General features: G+C 66.4%; 17 protein-coding genes, 2 tRNA genes and 1 pseudogene. 11 read left to right on the top strand and 9 right to left on the bottom strand.

Annotated features, from left to right (window positions below; all coding sequences use genetic code 11):
• Window positions 1–9: 9 nt before the first annotated feature.
• The 3 genes from ACV7NQ_RS26560 (at window position 10) to ACV7NQ_RS26550 (ending at window position 1,621) form a co-directional block, all read left to right on the top strand.
• Entirely contained in the window at window positions 10–711 is a 702-nt protein-coding gene (locus ACV7NQ_RS26560; RefSeq protein ID WP_463362118.1) for an IclR family transcriptional regulator, read from the top strand.
• A 32-nt stretch (window positions 712–743) separates the two neighbouring features.
• On the top strand, window positions 744–1,301 hold the full coding sequence (locus ACV7NQ_RS26555; protein ID WP_463362117.1) for a pyridoxamine 5'-phosphate oxidase family protein: 558 nt from the start codon (window positions 744–746) through the stop codon (window positions 1,299–1,301).
• A 134-nt stretch (window positions 1,302–1,435) separates the two neighbouring features.
• Window positions 1,436–1,621, top strand: a complete 186-nt coding sequence (locus ACV7NQ_RS26550) for a DUF5302 domain-containing protein (protein WP_463362116.1) — start codon at window positions 1,436–1,438, stop codon at window positions 1,619–1,621.
• Between the two features lie 510 nt (window positions 1,622–2,131).
• On the opposite strand, the gene ACV7NQ_RS26545 is transcribed toward ACV7NQ_RS26550, so the two are convergent.
• The 4 genes from ACV7NQ_RS26545 to ACV7NQ_RS26530 all read right to left on the bottom strand — a co-directional run bounded on the left by ACV7NQ_RS26545 (window position 2,132) and on the right by ACV7NQ_RS26530 (window position 4,856).
• Window positions 2,132–2,204: transfer RNA gene (locus ACV7NQ_RS26545), tRNA-Glu, on the bottom strand.
• 147 nt (window positions 2,205–2,351) lie between these two features.
• Window positions 2,352–2,423 (bottom strand) — tRNA-Gln (locus tag ACV7NQ_RS26540).
• A 121-nt stretch (window positions 2,424–2,544) separates the two neighbouring features.
• Window positions 2,545–4,032 carry a glutamate--tRNA ligase gene (gene gltX / locus ACV7NQ_RS26535; RefSeq protein ID WP_463362115.1) on the bottom strand — a complete coding sequence of 496 codons (1,488 nt, stop codon included), beginning with the start codon at window positions 4,030–4,032 and terminating at the stop codon, window positions 2,545–2,547.
• Between the two features lie 47 nt (window positions 4,033–4,079).
• Window positions 4,080–4,856, bottom strand: coding sequence for a fumarylacetoacetate hydrolase family protein (locus tag ACV7NQ_RS26530; RefSeq protein WP_463362114.1), 777 nt, complete (start codon window positions 4,854–4,856; stop codon window positions 4,080–4,082).
• A 251-nt stretch (window positions 4,857–5,107) separates the two neighbouring features.
• Between ACV7NQ_RS26530 and ACV7NQ_RS26525 the strand changes: the two genes are divergently transcribed.
• The 3 genes from ACV7NQ_RS26525 (at window position 5,108) to ACV7NQ_RS26515 (ending at window position 6,958) form a co-directional block, all read left to right on the top strand.
• Window positions 5,108–6,286, top strand: a complete 1,179-nt coding sequence (locus ACV7NQ_RS26525; protein ID WP_463362113.1) for an MFS transporter — start codon at window positions 5,108–5,110, stop codon at window positions 6,284–6,286.
• A gap of 79 nt (window positions 6,287–6,365) precedes the next feature.
• Window positions 6,366–6,581: a hypothetical protein gene (locus tag ACV7NQ_RS26520; protein WP_463362112.1), complete on the top strand. Its 216-nt coding sequence runs from the start codon at window positions 6,366–6,368 to the stop codon at window positions 6,579–6,581.
• 2 nt (window positions 6,582–6,583) lie between these two features.
• Window positions 6,584–6,958 (top strand): antibiotic biosynthesis monooxygenase family protein, encoded by a 375-nt coding sequence (locus tag ACV7NQ_RS26515; protein WP_463362111.1) that lies wholly within the window; start codon window positions 6,584–6,586, stop codon window positions 6,956–6,958.
• Between the two features lie 18 nt (window positions 6,959–6,976).
• On the opposite strand, the gene ACV7NQ_RS26510 is transcribed toward ACV7NQ_RS26515, so the two are convergent.
• Both ACV7NQ_RS26510 and tnpA read right to left on the bottom strand, forming a co-directional pair.
• On the bottom strand, window positions 6,977–8,077 hold the full coding sequence (locus ACV7NQ_RS26510; protein WP_463362110.1) for a branched-chain amino acid aminotransferase: 1,101 nt from the start codon (window positions 8,075–8,077) through the stop codon (window positions 6,977–6,979).
• A 239-nt stretch (window positions 8,078–8,316) separates the two neighbouring features.
• Window positions 8,317–8,733 carry an IS200/IS605 family transposase gene (tnpA, locus tag ACV7NQ_RS26505; protein ID WP_463362109.1) on the bottom strand — a complete coding sequence of 139 codons (417 nt, stop codon included), beginning with the start codon at window positions 8,731–8,733 and terminating at the stop codon, window positions 8,317–8,319.
• A gap of 22 nt (window positions 8,734–8,755) precedes the next feature.
• On the opposite strand from tnpA, the pseudogene ACV7NQ_RS26500 reads away from it, so the two are divergent.
• A pseudogene (locus ACV7NQ_RS26500) lies at window positions 8,756–8,803 on the top strand (helix-turn-helix domain-containing protein); the annotation flags it as partial.
• Window positions 8,804–8,834: 31 nt separating this feature from the next.
• Window positions 8,835–9,407 (top strand): RNA-guided endonuclease InsQ/TnpB family protein, encoded by a 573-nt coding sequence (locus ACV7NQ_RS26495; RefSeq protein ID WP_463362108.1) that lies wholly within the window; start codon window positions 8,835–8,837, stop codon window positions 9,405–9,407.
• On the opposite strand, the gene ACV7NQ_RS26490 is transcribed toward ACV7NQ_RS26495, so the two are convergent.
• Window positions 9,345–10,553, bottom strand: a complete 1,209-nt coding sequence (locus ACV7NQ_RS26490; RefSeq protein WP_463358437.1) for an ISAs1 family transposase — start codon at window positions 10,551–10,553, stop codon at window positions 9,345–9,347. The genes ACV7NQ_RS26495 and ACV7NQ_RS26490 overlap by 63 nt on opposite strands.
• A 156-nt stretch (window positions 10,554–10,709) precedes the next feature.
• Here ACV7NQ_RS26490 and ACV7NQ_RS26485 point away from each other — a divergent pair, with 156 nt between their 5' ends.
• Window positions 10,710–11,324 carry an RNA-guided endonuclease InsQ/TnpB family protein gene (locus ACV7NQ_RS26485; protein WP_463362107.1) on the top strand — a complete coding sequence of 205 codons (615 nt, stop codon included), beginning with the start codon at window positions 10,710–10,712 and terminating at the stop codon, window positions 11,322–11,324.
• Between the two features lie 43 nt (window positions 11,325–11,367).
• Here the strand turns inward: ACV7NQ_RS26485 and gcvT are convergent, their stop codons facing one another.
• A complete protein-coding gene (gene gcvT / locus ACV7NQ_RS26480) occupies window positions 11,368–12,468 on the bottom strand; it encodes a glycine cleavage system aminomethyltransferase GcvT (RefSeq protein ID WP_463362106.1) in 1,101 nt (366 codons plus the stop codon).
• Between gcvT and ACV7NQ_RS26475 the strand changes: the two genes are divergently transcribed.
• Both ACV7NQ_RS26475 and ACV7NQ_RS26470 read left to right on the top strand, forming a co-directional pair.
• Window positions 12,445–12,834 (top strand): hypothetical protein, encoded by a 390-nt coding sequence (locus ACV7NQ_RS26475; protein ID WP_463362105.1) that lies wholly within the window; start codon window positions 12,445–12,447, stop codon window positions 12,832–12,834. The genes gcvT and ACV7NQ_RS26475 overlap by 24 nt on opposite strands.
• Before the next feature lie 12 nt (window positions 12,835–12,846).
• A complete protein-coding gene (locus ACV7NQ_RS26470; RefSeq protein ID WP_463362104.1) occupies window positions 12,847–14,358 on the top strand; it encodes a leucyl aminopeptidase in 1,512 nt (503 codons plus the stop codon).
• A gap of 36 nt (window positions 14,359–14,394) precedes the next feature.
• On the opposite strand, the gene ACV7NQ_RS26465 is transcribed toward ACV7NQ_RS26470, so the two are convergent.
• A complete protein-coding gene (locus ACV7NQ_RS26465; protein WP_463362103.1) occupies window positions 14,395–14,757 on the bottom strand; it encodes an oxidoreductase in 363 nt (120 codons plus the stop codon).
• Window positions 14,758–14,984 lie beyond the last annotated feature (227 nt).

Here is a 14,984-nt window from a genome sequence, read left to right as displayed (position 1 = left end):
TATCGTTCTATGAGACAGCATAGCGGTATCGGCGTCCTCGACAAAGCGGTGTCGGTCCTATATGCCGTCGCGGAGCATCCCTGTGGTCTCAACGAACTGTGCACCCGCACCGGCCTGCCGCGAGCCACCGCGCACCGCCTCGCCGTCGGACTCGAGTTACACCGGCTGTTGGCCCGTGACAACAACGGCCTGTGGCGGCCCGGCCCGGCCCTGGCCGAGCTCGCCACCGGCGCCACCGATCCGCTGCACGAGGCCGCGGCGGTAATTCTGCCCCGGCTGCGCGAGGTCACCGGCGAGAGCGTCCAGATCTACTGCCGCGACGGCGATGCCAGGATCTGTGTGGCCGCCCTGGAGCCCACCGTCGGCCTGCGCGACACCGTCCCGATCGGCGCCCGGCTGCCGCTCACCGCGGGCTCGGCGGCCAAGGTACTGCTCGCCTGGGCCGATCCGGAACTGCAGCGCACCATCCTGGCCGACGCGGTGTTCGGCGAGCGCGTGCTGGCCGAGGTGCGCAGGCGCGGCTGGGCACAGAGCGTCGCCGAACGCGAGAGCGGCGTGGCCAGCATCTCCGCACCCGTGCGCGACGCGGCGGGCAATGTGATCGCCGCGGTGTCGGTGTCGGGACCGATCGATCGCATGGGTCGGCGACCGGGCGCGCGCTGGGCGGCCGACCTGGTCGCCGCGGCCGAAGCGCTGCACAAGCGCCTGTAACACGTTCTAGTCACAACACCTAAGGTAGGCGCATGGGAGTAAACCAACGGGCACAGATCGTCATGTCCGACACCGAGATCACCGACTTCTTGGAGCGCAGCCGCATCGCGACCCTGGCCACCATCGGCCCCAAGGGCACGCCACACCTGACCGCCATGTGGTACGCGCTGATCGATGGCGAGCTAGAGCCCGATGCGTCGGGTCGCAAGCTGCCCGAACTGTGGTTCGAAACCAAGGCGAAATCGCAGAAGGCGGTCAACCTGCGCCGCGACCCGCGCATCACCTGCATGGTCGAGGCAGGCCAGACCTACGACACCCTGCGCGGCGTCTCCATCGAAGGCCACGCCGAGATCATCGACGATCCGGAAAAGCTCTACACCGTCGGCGTGAGCGTCTGGGAGCGCTACACCGGACCCTACAGCGAAGAAGTGCGCCCCTTCGTGGAACAGATGCTGCACAAGCGCGTAGCGATCCGCGTGGTGCCCGATCGGGTGCGCAGCTGGGACCACCGCAAGCTCGGCCTGCCCGGGCAGCCGCTCGGCGGTACCACGGCCAACGCGCTGGACGCAACCGCGCCCGCCCGACGGTAGGGTTCAACCTGCGTGGCGAAATCCGCCTGACAGGGCGGCGCGGGCGCGTTAGCGTCGAAACGTTCGACACGAATCGGCCGCGCAGCGCCGTCCGAACGGACGAGGTGCTCGGCCGCGACGACGAGGAGCAGTCGATGGCGGAACCGGATAGTTCCAATGGCAGTAGTGCCGAAGAGGTGAAGCGCAAGTTCAAGGAGGCGCTGGACCGCAAGAACCAGCAGTCCGCCAAGGCGTCCGATCACCTGGACGGACGGTCCAAGGCATCGTCGGCGCAGGGCAACGCCAGCCACAAGCGCGAGTTCCGGCGCAAGAGCGGATAAACCTGCCGACACGAGCAAGGCCCTCCAGACACATGACTGGAGGGCCTTAGCTTATGTCTGGAGAGAGCTTATGTCTGGAGTGCCCTTGCCCGCCTGAACGACATTGCGCAGAACCACAAGCCCAGGCGGATCTGAGCCGTCCGCAATGGATGGGTTCCCGTGCAGCCCTCCAGATCGGTTCCGGTGTGCGGCGCTCCGGATCTGGACCGGCGCGCAGCCCGCAGGCCCTGGTGCCGTGCGCAATCCCCAGGCCCTGGTGCCGACGTGCAGTCCGCAGGCCTTGGTGACGTGCAGTCCGCAGGCCCTGGTGGCGGCGTGCAGCCCTCCGGACTCGGTGCCAGTGCCCGGACTCGGTGCCCGTGCTCAGACCACCGCACAACAGGATGCCGGGGCGAAGCCTCCGGCCGGGGGCGCAGCCCGCCGCAGGGGCGTGGGGGTCGCACCCCCACGAAACAATGCGAAAACGAGAAAGGCCCACGCTCTCCATGAGCATGGGCCCTGCACGAGTTGTAGCCCCGACGGGATTCGAACCCGCGCTACCGCCTTGAGAGGGCGGCGTCCTAGGCCGCTAGACGACGGGGCCAGGACTGATCTTCCACTTGCGTGGTGACCATCCGGTGATCTTTCGATCGTTGGAAGCTCGGCTAGCTTAACCGGCCATAGCTCGGCGACCAAATCGCCGGTTGCTGTTGATCTTTCGGCCGCGAACCGAGGTCGACAACAATCTCCGCTGGGGTACCAGGACTCGAACCTAGAACGGCTGAACCAGAATCAGCTGTGTTGCCAATTACACCATACCCCAATGCACCGGGCGCTCGACCTCGTGTCTGGCTGACTCCGAGGCCCTGTTCCTGGCCGAGAAAGAGAGTACCAAACTACGCCCGGTTAACTACAAATCGGCTGGTCAGAAGGGAGTTTTTCGCCTAGACCGAGTCCGCGGCGGTCGTTGCGGTCCATTCCTGAGCCGAACGCAGGCGGTCCAGGGTGACCTCGCGGCCGAGCAGTTCCAGCGACTCGTACAGCGGCGGGCTGATGTGCGAACCCGTCACCGCCACCCGCACCGGCGCGAAGGCTTTGCGCGGCTTGAACCTCAGATCATCGATAAGCGCCGTTTTCAGCGCTTCCTCGATAGCGGCCGCGGTCCACTGTGCGAGCGGTTCCAGCGCGGCAATAGCGGCCCGCAATACCGGTGTGGCGTCGGGACCGAGATTCTTCGCGCCTGCCGCCGGATCGATCGCGAACTCATCGGCGGGCGCGAACAGGAATCGCAACAGATCCCATGCGTCGCCCAACACCACGATCCTGGTCTGCACCAGTTCGGCCGCCGCCGCGAACAACTTCTCGTCGATTTCGGCGCCGATGCGGTTGTGTTCGGTCAGGTACTCGCGCAGTCGGTGGGTGAAATCACAAGGCTCCAGCAATCGGATGTGTTCGGCATTGAGCGCATCCGCCTTCTTCTGGTCGAAACGAGCCGGATTCGAATTAACTTTTGAAATATCGAAGGCGGCAACCATCTCTGCCATAGAGAACACATCGTGATCATCCGCGATGCTCCAGCCGAGTAGCGCGAGGTAATTCAGCAAACCCTCAGGGATTAATCCCCGATCGCGATGTGCGAAGAGATTCGACTCCGGATCACGCTTGGACAACTTCTTGTTACCCTGCCCCGTCACGAACGGCAGATGACCGAACTCCGGGGTGAAGTCCGCGACGCCGATCCGGCGCATTGCCGCATAGAGGGCGAGCTGCCGGGGCGTTGAGGAAAGCACGTCCTCACCGCGCAGCACGTGGGTAATCTTCATCAGCGCATCGTCGACCGGGTTGACCAGCGTGTACAGCGGGTCACCGGTGCCGCGGGTCAGCGCGAAGTCCGGCACCGTGCCCGCCTTGAACGTGGTCTCGCCACGCACCAGGTCGTGCCAGGTGAGGTCCTCGTCGGGCATTCGCAGTCGAATCACCGCGGGCCGTCCGGCAGCCCGATACGCCTCGATCGCCTGTGGCGTCAAATCCCGGTCGAAGTTGTCATAGCCGAGCTTCGGATCACGGCCCGCGGCGCGGTGACGCTCCTCGACTTCCTCTGGCGTGGAAAAGGATTCGTACGCCTCGCCGGCCTCCAGCAATTTCCGCACCACATCGAGATGCAAATCACGTCGCTGCGACTGCCGGTATGGCTCGTATGGTCCGCCGACTTCCGGGCCCTCGTCCCAAGTGAGGCCGAGCCAGCGCAATGCATCCAGAATTGCGCGATAAGACTCTTCGGAATCCCGTGCCGCGTCGGTGTCTTCGATGCGAAAGACGAACTTGCCGCCGGTGTGGCGGGCGTAGGCCCAGTTGAACAGCGCCGTCCGGATCAGACCGACATGCGGTGTCCCGGTGGGTGATGGGCAGAAGCGAACCCGTACTTCAGTCATAGCTCTCCTTTCGATCAGTGTCGTTTCGAGTGACCTGCAAGCAGTCGCTAACGATGTTTGGCGGCAACGGGATTGGTGAGGGTGCCGATGCCCTCGATGGTCACCGACACGTTCTGTCCCGGCTGCATCGGGCCGACGCCCTCCGGGGTTCCGGTGAGGATGACATCGCCGGGCAGCAGCGTCATTACGGCGCTCACCCACTCGATGAGCTTCGGAATATCGTGCAGCAGAAGCGAAGTGCGGCTGCGCTGGCGGACCTCGCCGTCCAGTTCGGTAACGATCTCCAGATCCGATGGGTCCAAGGAGGTTTCGATCCACGGACCGAGCGGGCAGAAGGTGTCGTAGCCCTTGCCCCTGGTCCATTGACCGTCGTGGCGCTGCTGGTCGCGGGCGGTGACATCGTTGGCCGCGGTATAGCCGAGCACCACGTCCAGCGCACGGGCGGCGGGCACGTCCTTGCACGGCCGCCCGATCACCACGGCAAGTTCGCCCTCATAATCGACCTGAGAGGAACTGGGCGGCAGGATGATCGACGCGTTCGGGCCGATGATCGAGGTATTCGGCTTGAGGAAGATCACCGGATCCTCCGGCGCGGGCCCACCCATCTCGGCCGCGTGCGCGGCGTAATTCTTGCCGATGCACACCACCTTGCTCGCCAGGATCGGCGCGAGCAGGCGCACATCGGCCAGTGGCCAACTCCGGTCGGTGAACGTCGGCTTACCGAACGGATGTTCCGCGATCTCTTTGGCGGTGGCGTCGCTTCCTTCCCCTTCGATACTGACGAAAGCGACCCCATCGGGACTGGCAACTCGACCTAGACGCATGACCCGCAGTCTATCGACCAGCTGTCACCCGCCCGAACCCGCGTTGTGTTTGATTTGCCGCGCCTGCGGCACGGCGGGTTCGCGGTACCTCGACCTCACCGGGCGAGAGGGCCCCTGCCCGGAAACCTCCGGTGTGTGACCCGATCCACATCGGGTTCGCGAAATCGCCTTGCCCACCGGGTGTACGGTAGCATCCGACGTTCACTCAGTGGGAACGCTATCCCATAATATGAGATTCAGGGGTGAGGCCGATGGCTACCGCGACACAGATCCACGAGGTCCGACGGTGGTCCATGCTCGGTCTCGGCGTGTTCGCGCAGTGCTCGAGCGCGGTTTTCATCAGCGGCGTGCCGTTCCTGCTACCCGCGCTGACCGCGGGCGGAATGCCGCTGGCCACCGCCGGACTGCTGGTGGCGATGCCCACGGTGGGACTGGTGTGCACATTGATCGCGTGGGGTTATGTCGTCGATCGCATCGGCGAGCGCAAGGTGCTGGTCGGCGGGCCGTTGCTGGTGCTGGCGGCGGGCGTCGCGGCCGCGAGCGCGTCGAACCACATCGTCCTCGGCGCCCTGCTGTTCGTGGGCGGCATGGGCGCGGCCAGCACCAACGGCGCCAGCGGCCGGGTCATCGTGGGCTGGTTCCCGCCGCATCGACGCGGGCTGGCGATGGGGATTCGGCAGACCGCACAGCCACTCGGCGTCGGCATCGGCGCGCTGGCCATCCCCGCCGTCGCTGCGGCACACGGGGTTTCGGCTGCCGTCCTGGTTCCTGCGATCATGGCTGGCGTTGCCGCGCTCGGCTGTCTGATCTGGATCGTCGATCCTCCCCGCCCCGAGGGCAAGGCGGCCGATCGGGCCAACCCCTATCGCGGCGACTCCACGCTGTGGCGCATCCACGCGGTGTCGGTGCTGCTGTGCGTACCTCAGGGAACGGTATGGACTTTCGCGCTGCTGTGGCTGCACCGCGACGTCGGCTGGTCACTGGTGGCCGCCGGCGTCCTGGTCACCGCGACCCAAATCCTGGGCGCCATCGGCAGAATCGGCGCGGGCCACTGGTCGGATCGGGTCGGCAGCCGACTGGCCCCGCTGCGCACCGTCGCCATCGGGGCCGTACTGTCCATGGCCGGTCTGGCCCTGACCGCATGGACGCACTCGTGGTGGGCGGCCATCCCGCTGTTGGTGGCGGCGTCGGTAATTACGGTCGCCGACAACGGACTTGCCTTCACCGCCGTCGCCGAGATCGCTGGTCCCTCCTGGAGCGGCCGCAGTCTCGGCATCCAGAACACCGGCCAGAACCTGACCCAGGCCGCCATCCCACCGGTGTTCGGCGCCCTCATCACCGCGAGCGGGTTTCCCGCGATCTATCTGGCGGCTGCCGTCTTGGCGGTGGCCGCGGTCCCGCTGGTTCCTACTGATCACCGAACCGAGTAACCGTGCCGCCCTGACGAATTCACGCCCGTCCCGATCTCGGAGCGGGCGCGAATTCGTCGGCGATCCGCGTGACGAGTGATTGCTGCCGCGAGCCAGGGCGCGTGATAGAGCCACCGACTACGGCATCCCGCACCCGGACCTTATCGCCGATCTCGTCTGCGGCTCCCTCGGTCACGCCATCGACCGGATCGACGCGGGCTACGCGCCCGACGAGATCGTCCCAGAGACAGTCGCTTTCGTTCACCGAGCCGTCGGGCTCACCGACCGCAATCGGAAGCCCACACCGAAAAAGTAAGGATGAGAACAATGTTCGTGGTCATCAACGATCTCTACGTCACCCCTGAGAATCACGAGGTCTTCGAACGGAACTTCGCGGCAGGCATGCACGCCACCCTGCCCGACGTCCCCGGCCTACTCGCCGCCCGCCTCCTGGCCCCCGCCCAGCCCGACCGCGGCTACCTCTTCGAATTCACCGACGAGACAGCATATTCCGCCTACCTGGAGTCCGACAACTTCCGCGCCGCCCACCAAGACCCGAAGCGCCACGCCCCGATCGACGGCAGCCGCCTACCAGGTCCGCACCGAAGTAACCGGCACGCCCCAACCCGCACAGCTCTAGCCTGCGCCCGCCGTCGAGCGGCCGTGAGTGGCACATGGTCGAGGCACTCGTGAAGTACGGACCCAGCCGGGTCACATGCCGCGCATCCACCCGTGGATGTCGGCGAAGGTGCCGCGTTGGATGCCGGTGAGGGTTTCGCGCAGCGCCATGGTGACCTCGCCGGGTTCGCCGCCGCCGACCGTGAATTCGCCGTCGGTGGCGCGGACCCAGCCGACGGGGGTGATGACGGCGGCGGTGCCGCAGGCGAAAACCTCGGTGATTTCACCGGATTCGGCGCCCTTGCGCCATTCCTCGACCGAGACCTTGCGCTCCTCGACGGGGTAGCCCGCGTCGGCGGCGAGGGTGAGCAGGGAGTCGCGGGTGATGCCGGGCAGCAGCGAGCCGGAGAGCTCGGGGGTGACCAGGCGCGCCTCGGAGCCGGAGCCGAAGACGAAGAACAGGTTGTTGGTGCCCATTTCCTCGACGTAGCGGCGCTCGCAAGCGTCCAGCCAGACCACCTGGTCGCAGCCCTTTTCGGAGGCCTGCGCCTGGGCGAGCAGCGAGGCCGCGTAGTTGCCTGCGACCTTGGCCTCGCCGGTGCCGCCGGGCGCGGCCCGCACGTATTCGGTGGACAGCCACACCCGGACCGGCTTGACGCCGCGCGGGAAGTACGCGCCCGCCGGGGAGGCGAGCAGCAGGTACTTGTAGGCCGACGCGGGCTTTACGCCGAGACCGGTCTCGGAGGCAAACATGAACGGACGCAGGTACAGCGACTCCTCGCCGCCCGCCGCGGGCACCCAGCCGCCGTCGACCTCGAGCAGCTGGCGCACCGATTCGATGAACAGCTCCTCCGGCAGTTCCGCCATCGCCATCCGCCGCGCGGACTTGCGGAAGCGCGTCGCGTTCGCGTCGATGCGGAAGCAGGAGACGCTGCTGTCTTGCTGACGGTATGCCTTCAAGCCTTCGAAGATGGCCTGGCCGTAGTGGAAGACCATCGTCGCCGGGTCCATCGCCAGTGGGCCGTACGGCTCGACGCGGGCGTTGTCCCAGCCTTCGCCCTCGATGTAGTCGATCGACACCATGTGGTCGGTGAAAAAGCGCCCGAACCCGGGTGCCGCGAGGATCTCCTGTATCCGCTGCGCCGGGGCGGGCGCGGGATGCGGAACACGGGTGAACTGTGCGGCAACGGTCATGAGCCTGATCCTATCCGGCGCCGATTCGGCGGTGTACGCCTGATCCGCCTGCTTCCGCAGACGCATAGTTTCCGCAGTTCCACGCCGTGACTTGCTGTACAAATCGCCGGGCTCAGACCGCGATCTCACGCGAGTCCGCGAGCGGCTCAGGTGCTGGCTACCGGAGGTCCGCTAGTGCGCCGCCCTTCAGGGCGGTGGTGAAGGCGGACGCGGGAGTCCGCGCAGCGGGCGAGCGTGCCCTAGACCGGACGTTCCTGCTGCTCGATGTATTGCCGCAGCACCGAAATCGGGGCACCGCCAACCGATCCAGCGAAGTAGGACCCCGACCACAGCCGTTGCGCGCGCCAATAGTGGCGCACGAGTTCGGGGAACTCCTGACGCATCCGACGCGACGAAACTCCCTTAAGGGAGTTCACCAACCGCGACAGCGCAACCTTGGGCGGGAAGTTCACCAGCAGGTGGACATGGTTGGTTTCGCCGTTGAACTCCACCAGCTCGACTTCGAAGTCCTCACAGACTGCGCGCATGATCTGCTCTATCCGCGCCAGGTGTCGGTCGGTGAACACGCGATGCCGGTATTTCGTGACAAAAACCAAATGTGCGTGCAGGACGAAAACACAGTGCCTACCGGTGCGGATGTCGCCATATTCGGTCATAAACCAATGATAGTATCGAGGTGTGCAGCTTCGATACAACTTCCGCCTGTACCCCACCGCGGGGCAACAGCGGTCGTTGGCGAGGGCATTCGGGTGCGCGCGTGGTGTACAACGATGCACTTCGGGCACGTCAGGAAGCATTCGGAGCTGGGTATCGGATCAGCGACGCCGAGCTGTCGAAGCGGGTGACGGAGGCGAAGCGGACCCCGGAGCGGGAATGGCTCGGGGAAGTGTCGTCGGTGGTTCTTCAGCAGGCACTCGCCGATCTGAACACGGCCTACCGGAACTTCTTCTCGTCGGTGTCCGGGAAACGCAAGGGCGCGAAGGTTGCTCCGCCGAAGTTTCGTTCCCGCAAGGACAATCGGCAGTCGATACGCTTCACCCGCAATGCCAAGTTCGCGGTGACCTCGAGTCGGAAGCTGCGTCTGCCGAAGATCGGGGAGGTACCGGTTCGCTGGTCGCGAGAGCTGCCATCCAATCCGTCGAGCGTGACGGTTGTGAAGGATGCGGCGGGCAGGTATTTCGCGTCGTTCGTGGTCGAGGTCGATTCCGAGCCGCTGCCACTCTCGGACTCCGAGGTCGGTATCGACTCAGGGCTCCGGCGTTGTCGCCTAACTAGCCTGCGACCAAGGGTTTTGGGTGTTCGTCAGCAGGTGGAGGCCTCTGTTCGGTGAGAAGGCTGTCGTCCGGCAGGCCTCGGCGATGTTGGCGGCACCATCGATGCGGTGAAGGCTTATCGCCGTGTTTCGGAGCGTCGCGGCGACTTGCGGAGCGGTGCCGGTCCGCAGGGTGCTGCGGTCTTCGTCGTAGGTCACATCACGGACCCAGTGGATCGCATTCTCAATTCCCCAATGGTTTCGCAACCATTCGGCTAACTGTCGGGGTTTGGCTTGCTCGAAGGTGACACTGCAGATGGCGTATACGGTCTCGACCGTCAGTTTCCCGGTGGTGACCTGGACGCGTTCGCGGGTGATCTGCATGATCTGGCGGGCGTAGGGAAACCCGATCCCGCGCGGCACGCTCAGCACCTTCATGGTGCGGGTCTCGATCCTGCCGTGCGATGGCTTGGCGTCGGCGTCACGGTGGGCGATGGGGACCTCGGCCCACGGCTGGGCGATAATGCGAGCCAACAGCTTGGGCTGATTCGCCTTCACCGTCATCAAATAGTGCGACTTGAGCTGCCCGCAGATCAGTTTCGCCGTGGCGACCTGCGTGTGCATCGCATCGATCGTGGCGATGAGCCCGGTCCGGTTCATTGCCTTCAGAAGCTTTCGCACCGTGGGGATTTCGTTGGACTTCGCGGCGACTGCCAGCTGGCCGAGGACCAATCGCGCGTGGTGGGCGAAGATCGACACCAGGTGCGGTGCGCGGCCCCCGCCCAGGCGCGCCCCGCGCACGGTTTTGCCATCCAGGGCCACCGCCATCAGTCCGCCGGAGTCCGCGGCAGCGGCCACGGCGGCGAAATAGTCACCCAACCGGCGATCCAGATCCGCGGCGTCGAGTCTGGCGATGAGGGTTCGCAACGTCTTCTCGCTCGGGCGACGCACTCGGATGCCCAGTTCTGCCAACACTTCCGGTGGCGCGGTACGCACCCAGGTGGCGAACCCGGCCACCGACTGCATCCCCGCCGCCGTGGCCAGGATCATGATCGCCAGCAACCCCACCAACGGGTACCGGATTCCACGGGGATCACGCGGGTCGGGAACCGTCTTCAGCACCTCCAGCAAACACGGTGCGACCGTGTGGGTTTCCGGTTCGACGCGCCGTCGATCCAACACCTCCACAACGGGCTCGACAAGGGATACTGAACAGACGGACACGGGCGACTCCGGGGAAGATTCTGGCCTAAGGAACCTTCATCCTCCTCGAGCCACCCGTGTCCGCCTCGCATCCGAAACGGCGTGTCGCACAGCTAATTACCGCAGCTCACCGGCTTGCAGACCGACAACGCCGGAGCCCTGGGTATCGACTTGGGGTTGACATCATTCGCAGTGCTGTCGAACGGCACGGTGATCGACAATCCGAGGTTCCTCCGGCGCGCCGAGCGCAAGCTCCGCAAGGCGCAACAGTCATTGTCGCGCAAGCAGAAGGGCTCGGCGAATCGAGCCAAGGCGCGAATCAAGGTCGCGAAGGCGCACGCCGAAGTGGCTGATACGCGCAGGGATTGGGCGCACAAACAGTCCACGGCGATCATCCGCGACAACCAAGCGGTGTTCGTCGAGGATTTGTGCGTCAAGGGTCTTGCGCGCACGAGGTTGGCGAAGTCGGTTCAGGATGCTGGCTGGGGCATGTTCAGCCGCATGCTCGAGGAGAAGGCGGCGCGGTACGGTCGACACTTCGGCAAGGTCGATCGCTGGTTCCCGTCGTCGCAGCTGTGTTCACTGTGTGGCGCGCTGACCGGCAGGAAGCCGTTGCATGTCCGCGGATGGACGTGCACGTGTGGCACCACCCACGATCGGGATGTGAACGCCGCGAAGAACATTCTGGCCGCAGGACGTGCGGACAGCCCAATGCTTGTGGAGTTGGTGTCAGTCTCGGCCTCGGTCGAGCAACCGGCGTTGAAGCAGGAACCCACCGGAAGCGCGGCTTAGCCCGCACAGGCCGGAATCTCCCGCCTTCAGGCGGGAGAGGACGTCAATTGGTGTTCGTCTCGACGAACGGCGGCCGGACAACCTCGCAGCGCAGGCTGCGGCCGCGGACGTCGACCTCGACCTCGTCGCCGGGCTGCAGGTCGGCCTCGGTGTCGAGCAGGGCGAGGGCGATGCCGACCTTCAAGGTGGGCGAGAAGGTGCCCGAGGTGGTTTCGCCGACCGGTTCGCCGTCACGCAGCACGGTCTGGCCCTGGCGCAGTACGCCGCGGTCGAGTGCCTTCAGGCCGAGCAGGATTCGGCGCGGGCCAGTCGACTTCTCCTGTTCCAGTGCGGCTTTGCCCCAGAATTCGGGCTTCTTCCAGCCGACCGCCCAGCCGGTGCGGGCCTGGACCGGCGAAATCTCCAGCGACAGTTCGTGTCCGTGCAGCGGGTAACCCATTTCGGTGCGCAGGGTGTCGCGGGCGCCGAGGCCCGCGGGCCGGCCGTCGGCGCCGCGCACCCGCTCGACGAGGGCGCGGAACAGCGGTTCGGCGTCGGCCCAGCGGGGCAGCAGTTCGAAGCCGTGTTCACCGGTGTAACCGGTGCGGCACACCCGGACCGGGCGTCCGTCCCACTCGGCGTCGGCATAGGCCATGTATTCCATCTCGGTCGGCAAACCGAGCGCGGCGAGGACCTCCGTCGAACGCGGTCCCTGCACCGCGAACACCCCGTATTCGCGATGCTCGTCGGTCACCGTGATGCCCTCGGGCGCCACCTTCTGCAACTCGGCGACCACCGCCGCGGTGTTGGCGGCATTGGGCACCAGGAAGATCTCGTCATCGCCGACGTAGTAGGCGATCAGGTCATCGATCACGCCGCCGTCGGGCGCACAGCACAGCGTGTACTGAGCCTTGCCCGGACGGATGCGGCCGAGGTCGTTGGTGAGCGCCGAGTTCACGAATTCGGCCGCGCCCGGGCCGCGCACCGTCGCCTTGCCGAGGTGGCTCACATCGAACAACCCGACCGTGCCGCGGACCGCCTGATGCTCGGCCACCGTTCCCGCGTAAGACACCGGCATTTCCCACCCGCCGAACGGCGCGAAACTCGCCCCGAGCTCGACGTGGACGCCATGGATCGGGCCTTGCAGCAGGTTCGTGTCGGTCACCCGGCGAGCTTAACCCGGCCGGATCCGACCAACGGCCCGTCCCCGCCGCGGCGTCACCCGGCCGACAGACGGCCCAGCTCCGGTCCTCCGGCCGGTGCCCTATGCACCGTCGAGCGTCCTCGTAGACTGGCGCTGCTGTGGAGTTCGGAACGCGCCGGCCGCAGCGGCGGCGGCGAAGCGCTCGCCGGATCGGATGCCCTCCTCGGCGAACTCCCCGAACTGCTGGACCCAGCCGCCCGACCGGTGCTGCATCGGCTCTTCGCCAACGCTCCGACCGGACTGGGTCTGGACTTCGACGCCGTACTGGAGACCGGGGTCGAACTGCGGCTGGATGGCGTCGCGATGCGACACCTGCCGTCGACCTAATAGCCTGTGACCATGACCGCTGTTGCAGATCGCTCACTCGGACCCGAACTGGCACGGACCGAAACCATCGGCCCCGACACCGATGTGCTCGTCATCGGATTGACCTCCTCCGAGAACGGCCCGGCGATCGCGCCCGACGACCTGTTCAGCGACGTGCTCGACGCCGCGACCCGCGCGGAACTACTGGACCAGCTCGGCGCGGTCGGCGCGAAAGGCAAGGCCGAGGAGCTGACCCGGGTGCCCGCACCGGCCGGGCTCCACGGGGTGACCAGCGTGCTCGCGGTCGGCCTCGGCGCCGCCGACAAGGTCGACGCGGAGCAGATCCGCCGTTCGGCCGGGGTGGCCGCGCGGGCGCTGTCGGGCACCGAGCTCGCGGTGACCACGCTGTCGGGCCTCGACCTAGGCGCCGCCGCCGAGGGCTTCTATCTGGGCGCCTACGCGTTCACGCCGTTCAAGTCGGGCAAGTCCGCGCCCAAGCCGGACGAGGGCCCGGTGGCCAGGGTCGAATTGCTGGTGCCCGAGCCGGAATTCGGCGAGGCGGTGCTGGTGAAGGCGCAGCTGGTCGCCGAGGCGGTCGCCACCGCACGGGATTTCGTCAACACTCCGCCCAGCCACCTCTTCCCCGCCGAATTCGCCTCGCGCGCGCAGATATTGGCCGAGGCGGCCGGGCTCGAGGTCGAGGTGCTCGACGAAACAGCCCTGGAGACCGGCGGTTTCGGCGGTGTGCTCGGCGTCGGCAAGGGTTCCTCGCGCCCGCCGCGGCTGGTCCGGATCACCTACGCGGGCGGGCCGAAGAAGGTCGCACTGGTCGGCAAGGGCATCACCTTCGACACCGGCGGCATCTCCATCAAGCCCGCCGCGAATATGGAGAACATGACCTCGGACATGGCCGGTGCCGCCGCGGTCGTCGCCACCACGTTGCTCGCCGCCCGCCTCGGCCTGCCGATCACCGTCACCGCGACCGTGCCGATGGCGGAGAACATGCCATCGGCTACCGCGCAGCGCCCCGGTGACGTGCTCACCCAGTACGGCGGCACGACCGTCGAGGTACTGAACACCGACGCCGAGGGCCGCCTCATCCTGGCCGACGCGATCGTGCGGGCGGCCGAGGACAATCCCGAGTACCTGATCGATGTAGCGACCCTGACCGGCGCCCAGATGGTCGCGCTCGGCACCAGGACCCCCGGCGTGATGGGCACCGACGAGTTCCGCGACCGGGTCGCCCGCATCTCCCGCGAGGTCGGCGAAAACGGTTGGGCCATGCCGCTTCCCACCGAGCTGCGCGCAGACCTGAACTCCAAGATCGCCGACCTGGCCAATGTCGCGCCGCACCGCTGGGGCGGCATGCTCTCGGCCGGACTGTTCCTGAAGGAGTTCGTGCCCGAGGGCGTGCAGTGGGCGCACCTGGACGTGGCGGGCCCGGCGTACAACACCGGCGGTCCGTTCGGCTACATCGGCAAGGGCGGCACGGGCGTCCCCGTGCGCACCCTCATAGCGGTCATCGAGGACATCGCCGCCGAGTAGCTCGCAGAACATATTGAACGAAATAGAGGCCGGAACCTACCTGTCGCGCAGATCCCGCTCGATCGCCCGCTCGCGCTCGATGCGCTTGCGGGCATCGTGATCGCGCATCCGCTGCGGATAGCCGGTCTTGCGGACGTCGTAGACGGGAATGCGCAAATCTCCAGCAAGCCGTTGCGCTCCGCGCTCGCCGACCACGCGCCTCGTCCATTCACCGTCGGCGGCGACCAACACGACAGTGACATCGGTCACTGTCGTTTTGGGCTCTACATAGCCTTCTACCCCGGTGTGGGTGTGTACCCACTGCGCGAGATAGCGGGCGTCCTCGCTGCCCGTCGAACCCGAACGAAAAGCGCCGCCGCCCCTGGCCGTGGCGCCACGAAACCGATCCAGCAAACCCACCGCCGCCGACCTCCTGTCCGACACCGGGAAACACTCGTCACCGGCCTTCCCATCTTGCCAGCTCCGTGCAGTTCGCTGCCCTGTGCTACGCCGCACTCAGACGGGTGCAAGGATGGAACGCGATACAAGAACCACACGGATCTCCGGTGCCACGCACATTGATCGGTGGCTTTCGGGCTTTCCCCGCAACCCGCGGGGGGAGCCCGCAGTGAGACCAACTGTTGTAG

Source organism: Nocardia sp. Tas62D01 (assembly GCF_055232035.1).
The sequence above is the reverse complement of the archived record's forward strand: the minus strand, read 5'-3'. Positions and strand labels throughout refer to the sequence as shown.

Bases quoted from the DNA above. Each gene is read 5' to 3' on its own strand.
- ACV7NQ_RS26515 (WP_463362111.1), top strand. From the start codon at position 6,584: ATGAGAACAATGTTCGTGGTCATCAACGATCTCTACGTCACCCCTGAG.
- tnpA (WP_463362109.1), bottom strand. From the start codon at position 8,733: ATGACCGAATATGGCGACATCCGCACCGGTAGGCACTGTGTTTTCGTC.
- ACV7NQ_RS26530 (WP_463362114.1), bottom strand. From the start codon at position 4,856: ATGCGTCTAGGTCGAGTTGCCAGTCCCGATGGGGTCGCTTTCGTCAGT.
- ACV7NQ_RS26470 (WP_463362104.1), top strand. From the start codon at position 12,847: ATGACCGCTGTTGCAGATCGCTCACTCGGACCCGAACTGGCACGGACC.
- ACV7NQ_RS26550 (WP_463362116.1), top strand. From the start codon at position 1,436: ATGGCGGAACCGGATAGTTCCAATGGCAGTAGTGCCGAAGAGGTGAAG.
- ACV7NQ_RS26510 (WP_463362110.1), bottom strand. From the start codon at position 8,077: ATGACCGTTGCCGCACAGTTCACCCGTGTTCCGCATCCCGCGCCCGCC.
- ACV7NQ_RS26555 (WP_463362117.1), top strand. From the start codon at position 744: ATGGGAGTAAACCAACGGGCACAGATCGTCATGTCCGACACCGAGATC.
- gltX (WP_463362115.1), bottom strand. From the start codon at position 4,032: ATGACTGAAGTACGGGTTCGCTTCTGCCCATCACCCACCGGGACACCG.
- ACV7NQ_RS26560 (WP_463362118.1), top strand. From the start codon at position 10: ATGAGACAGCATAGCGGTATCGGCGTCCTCGACAAAGCGGTGTCGGTC.
- ACV7NQ_RS26525 (WP_463362113.1), top strand. From the start codon at position 5,108: ATGGCTACCGCGACACAGATCCACGAGGTCCGACGGTGGTCCATGCTC.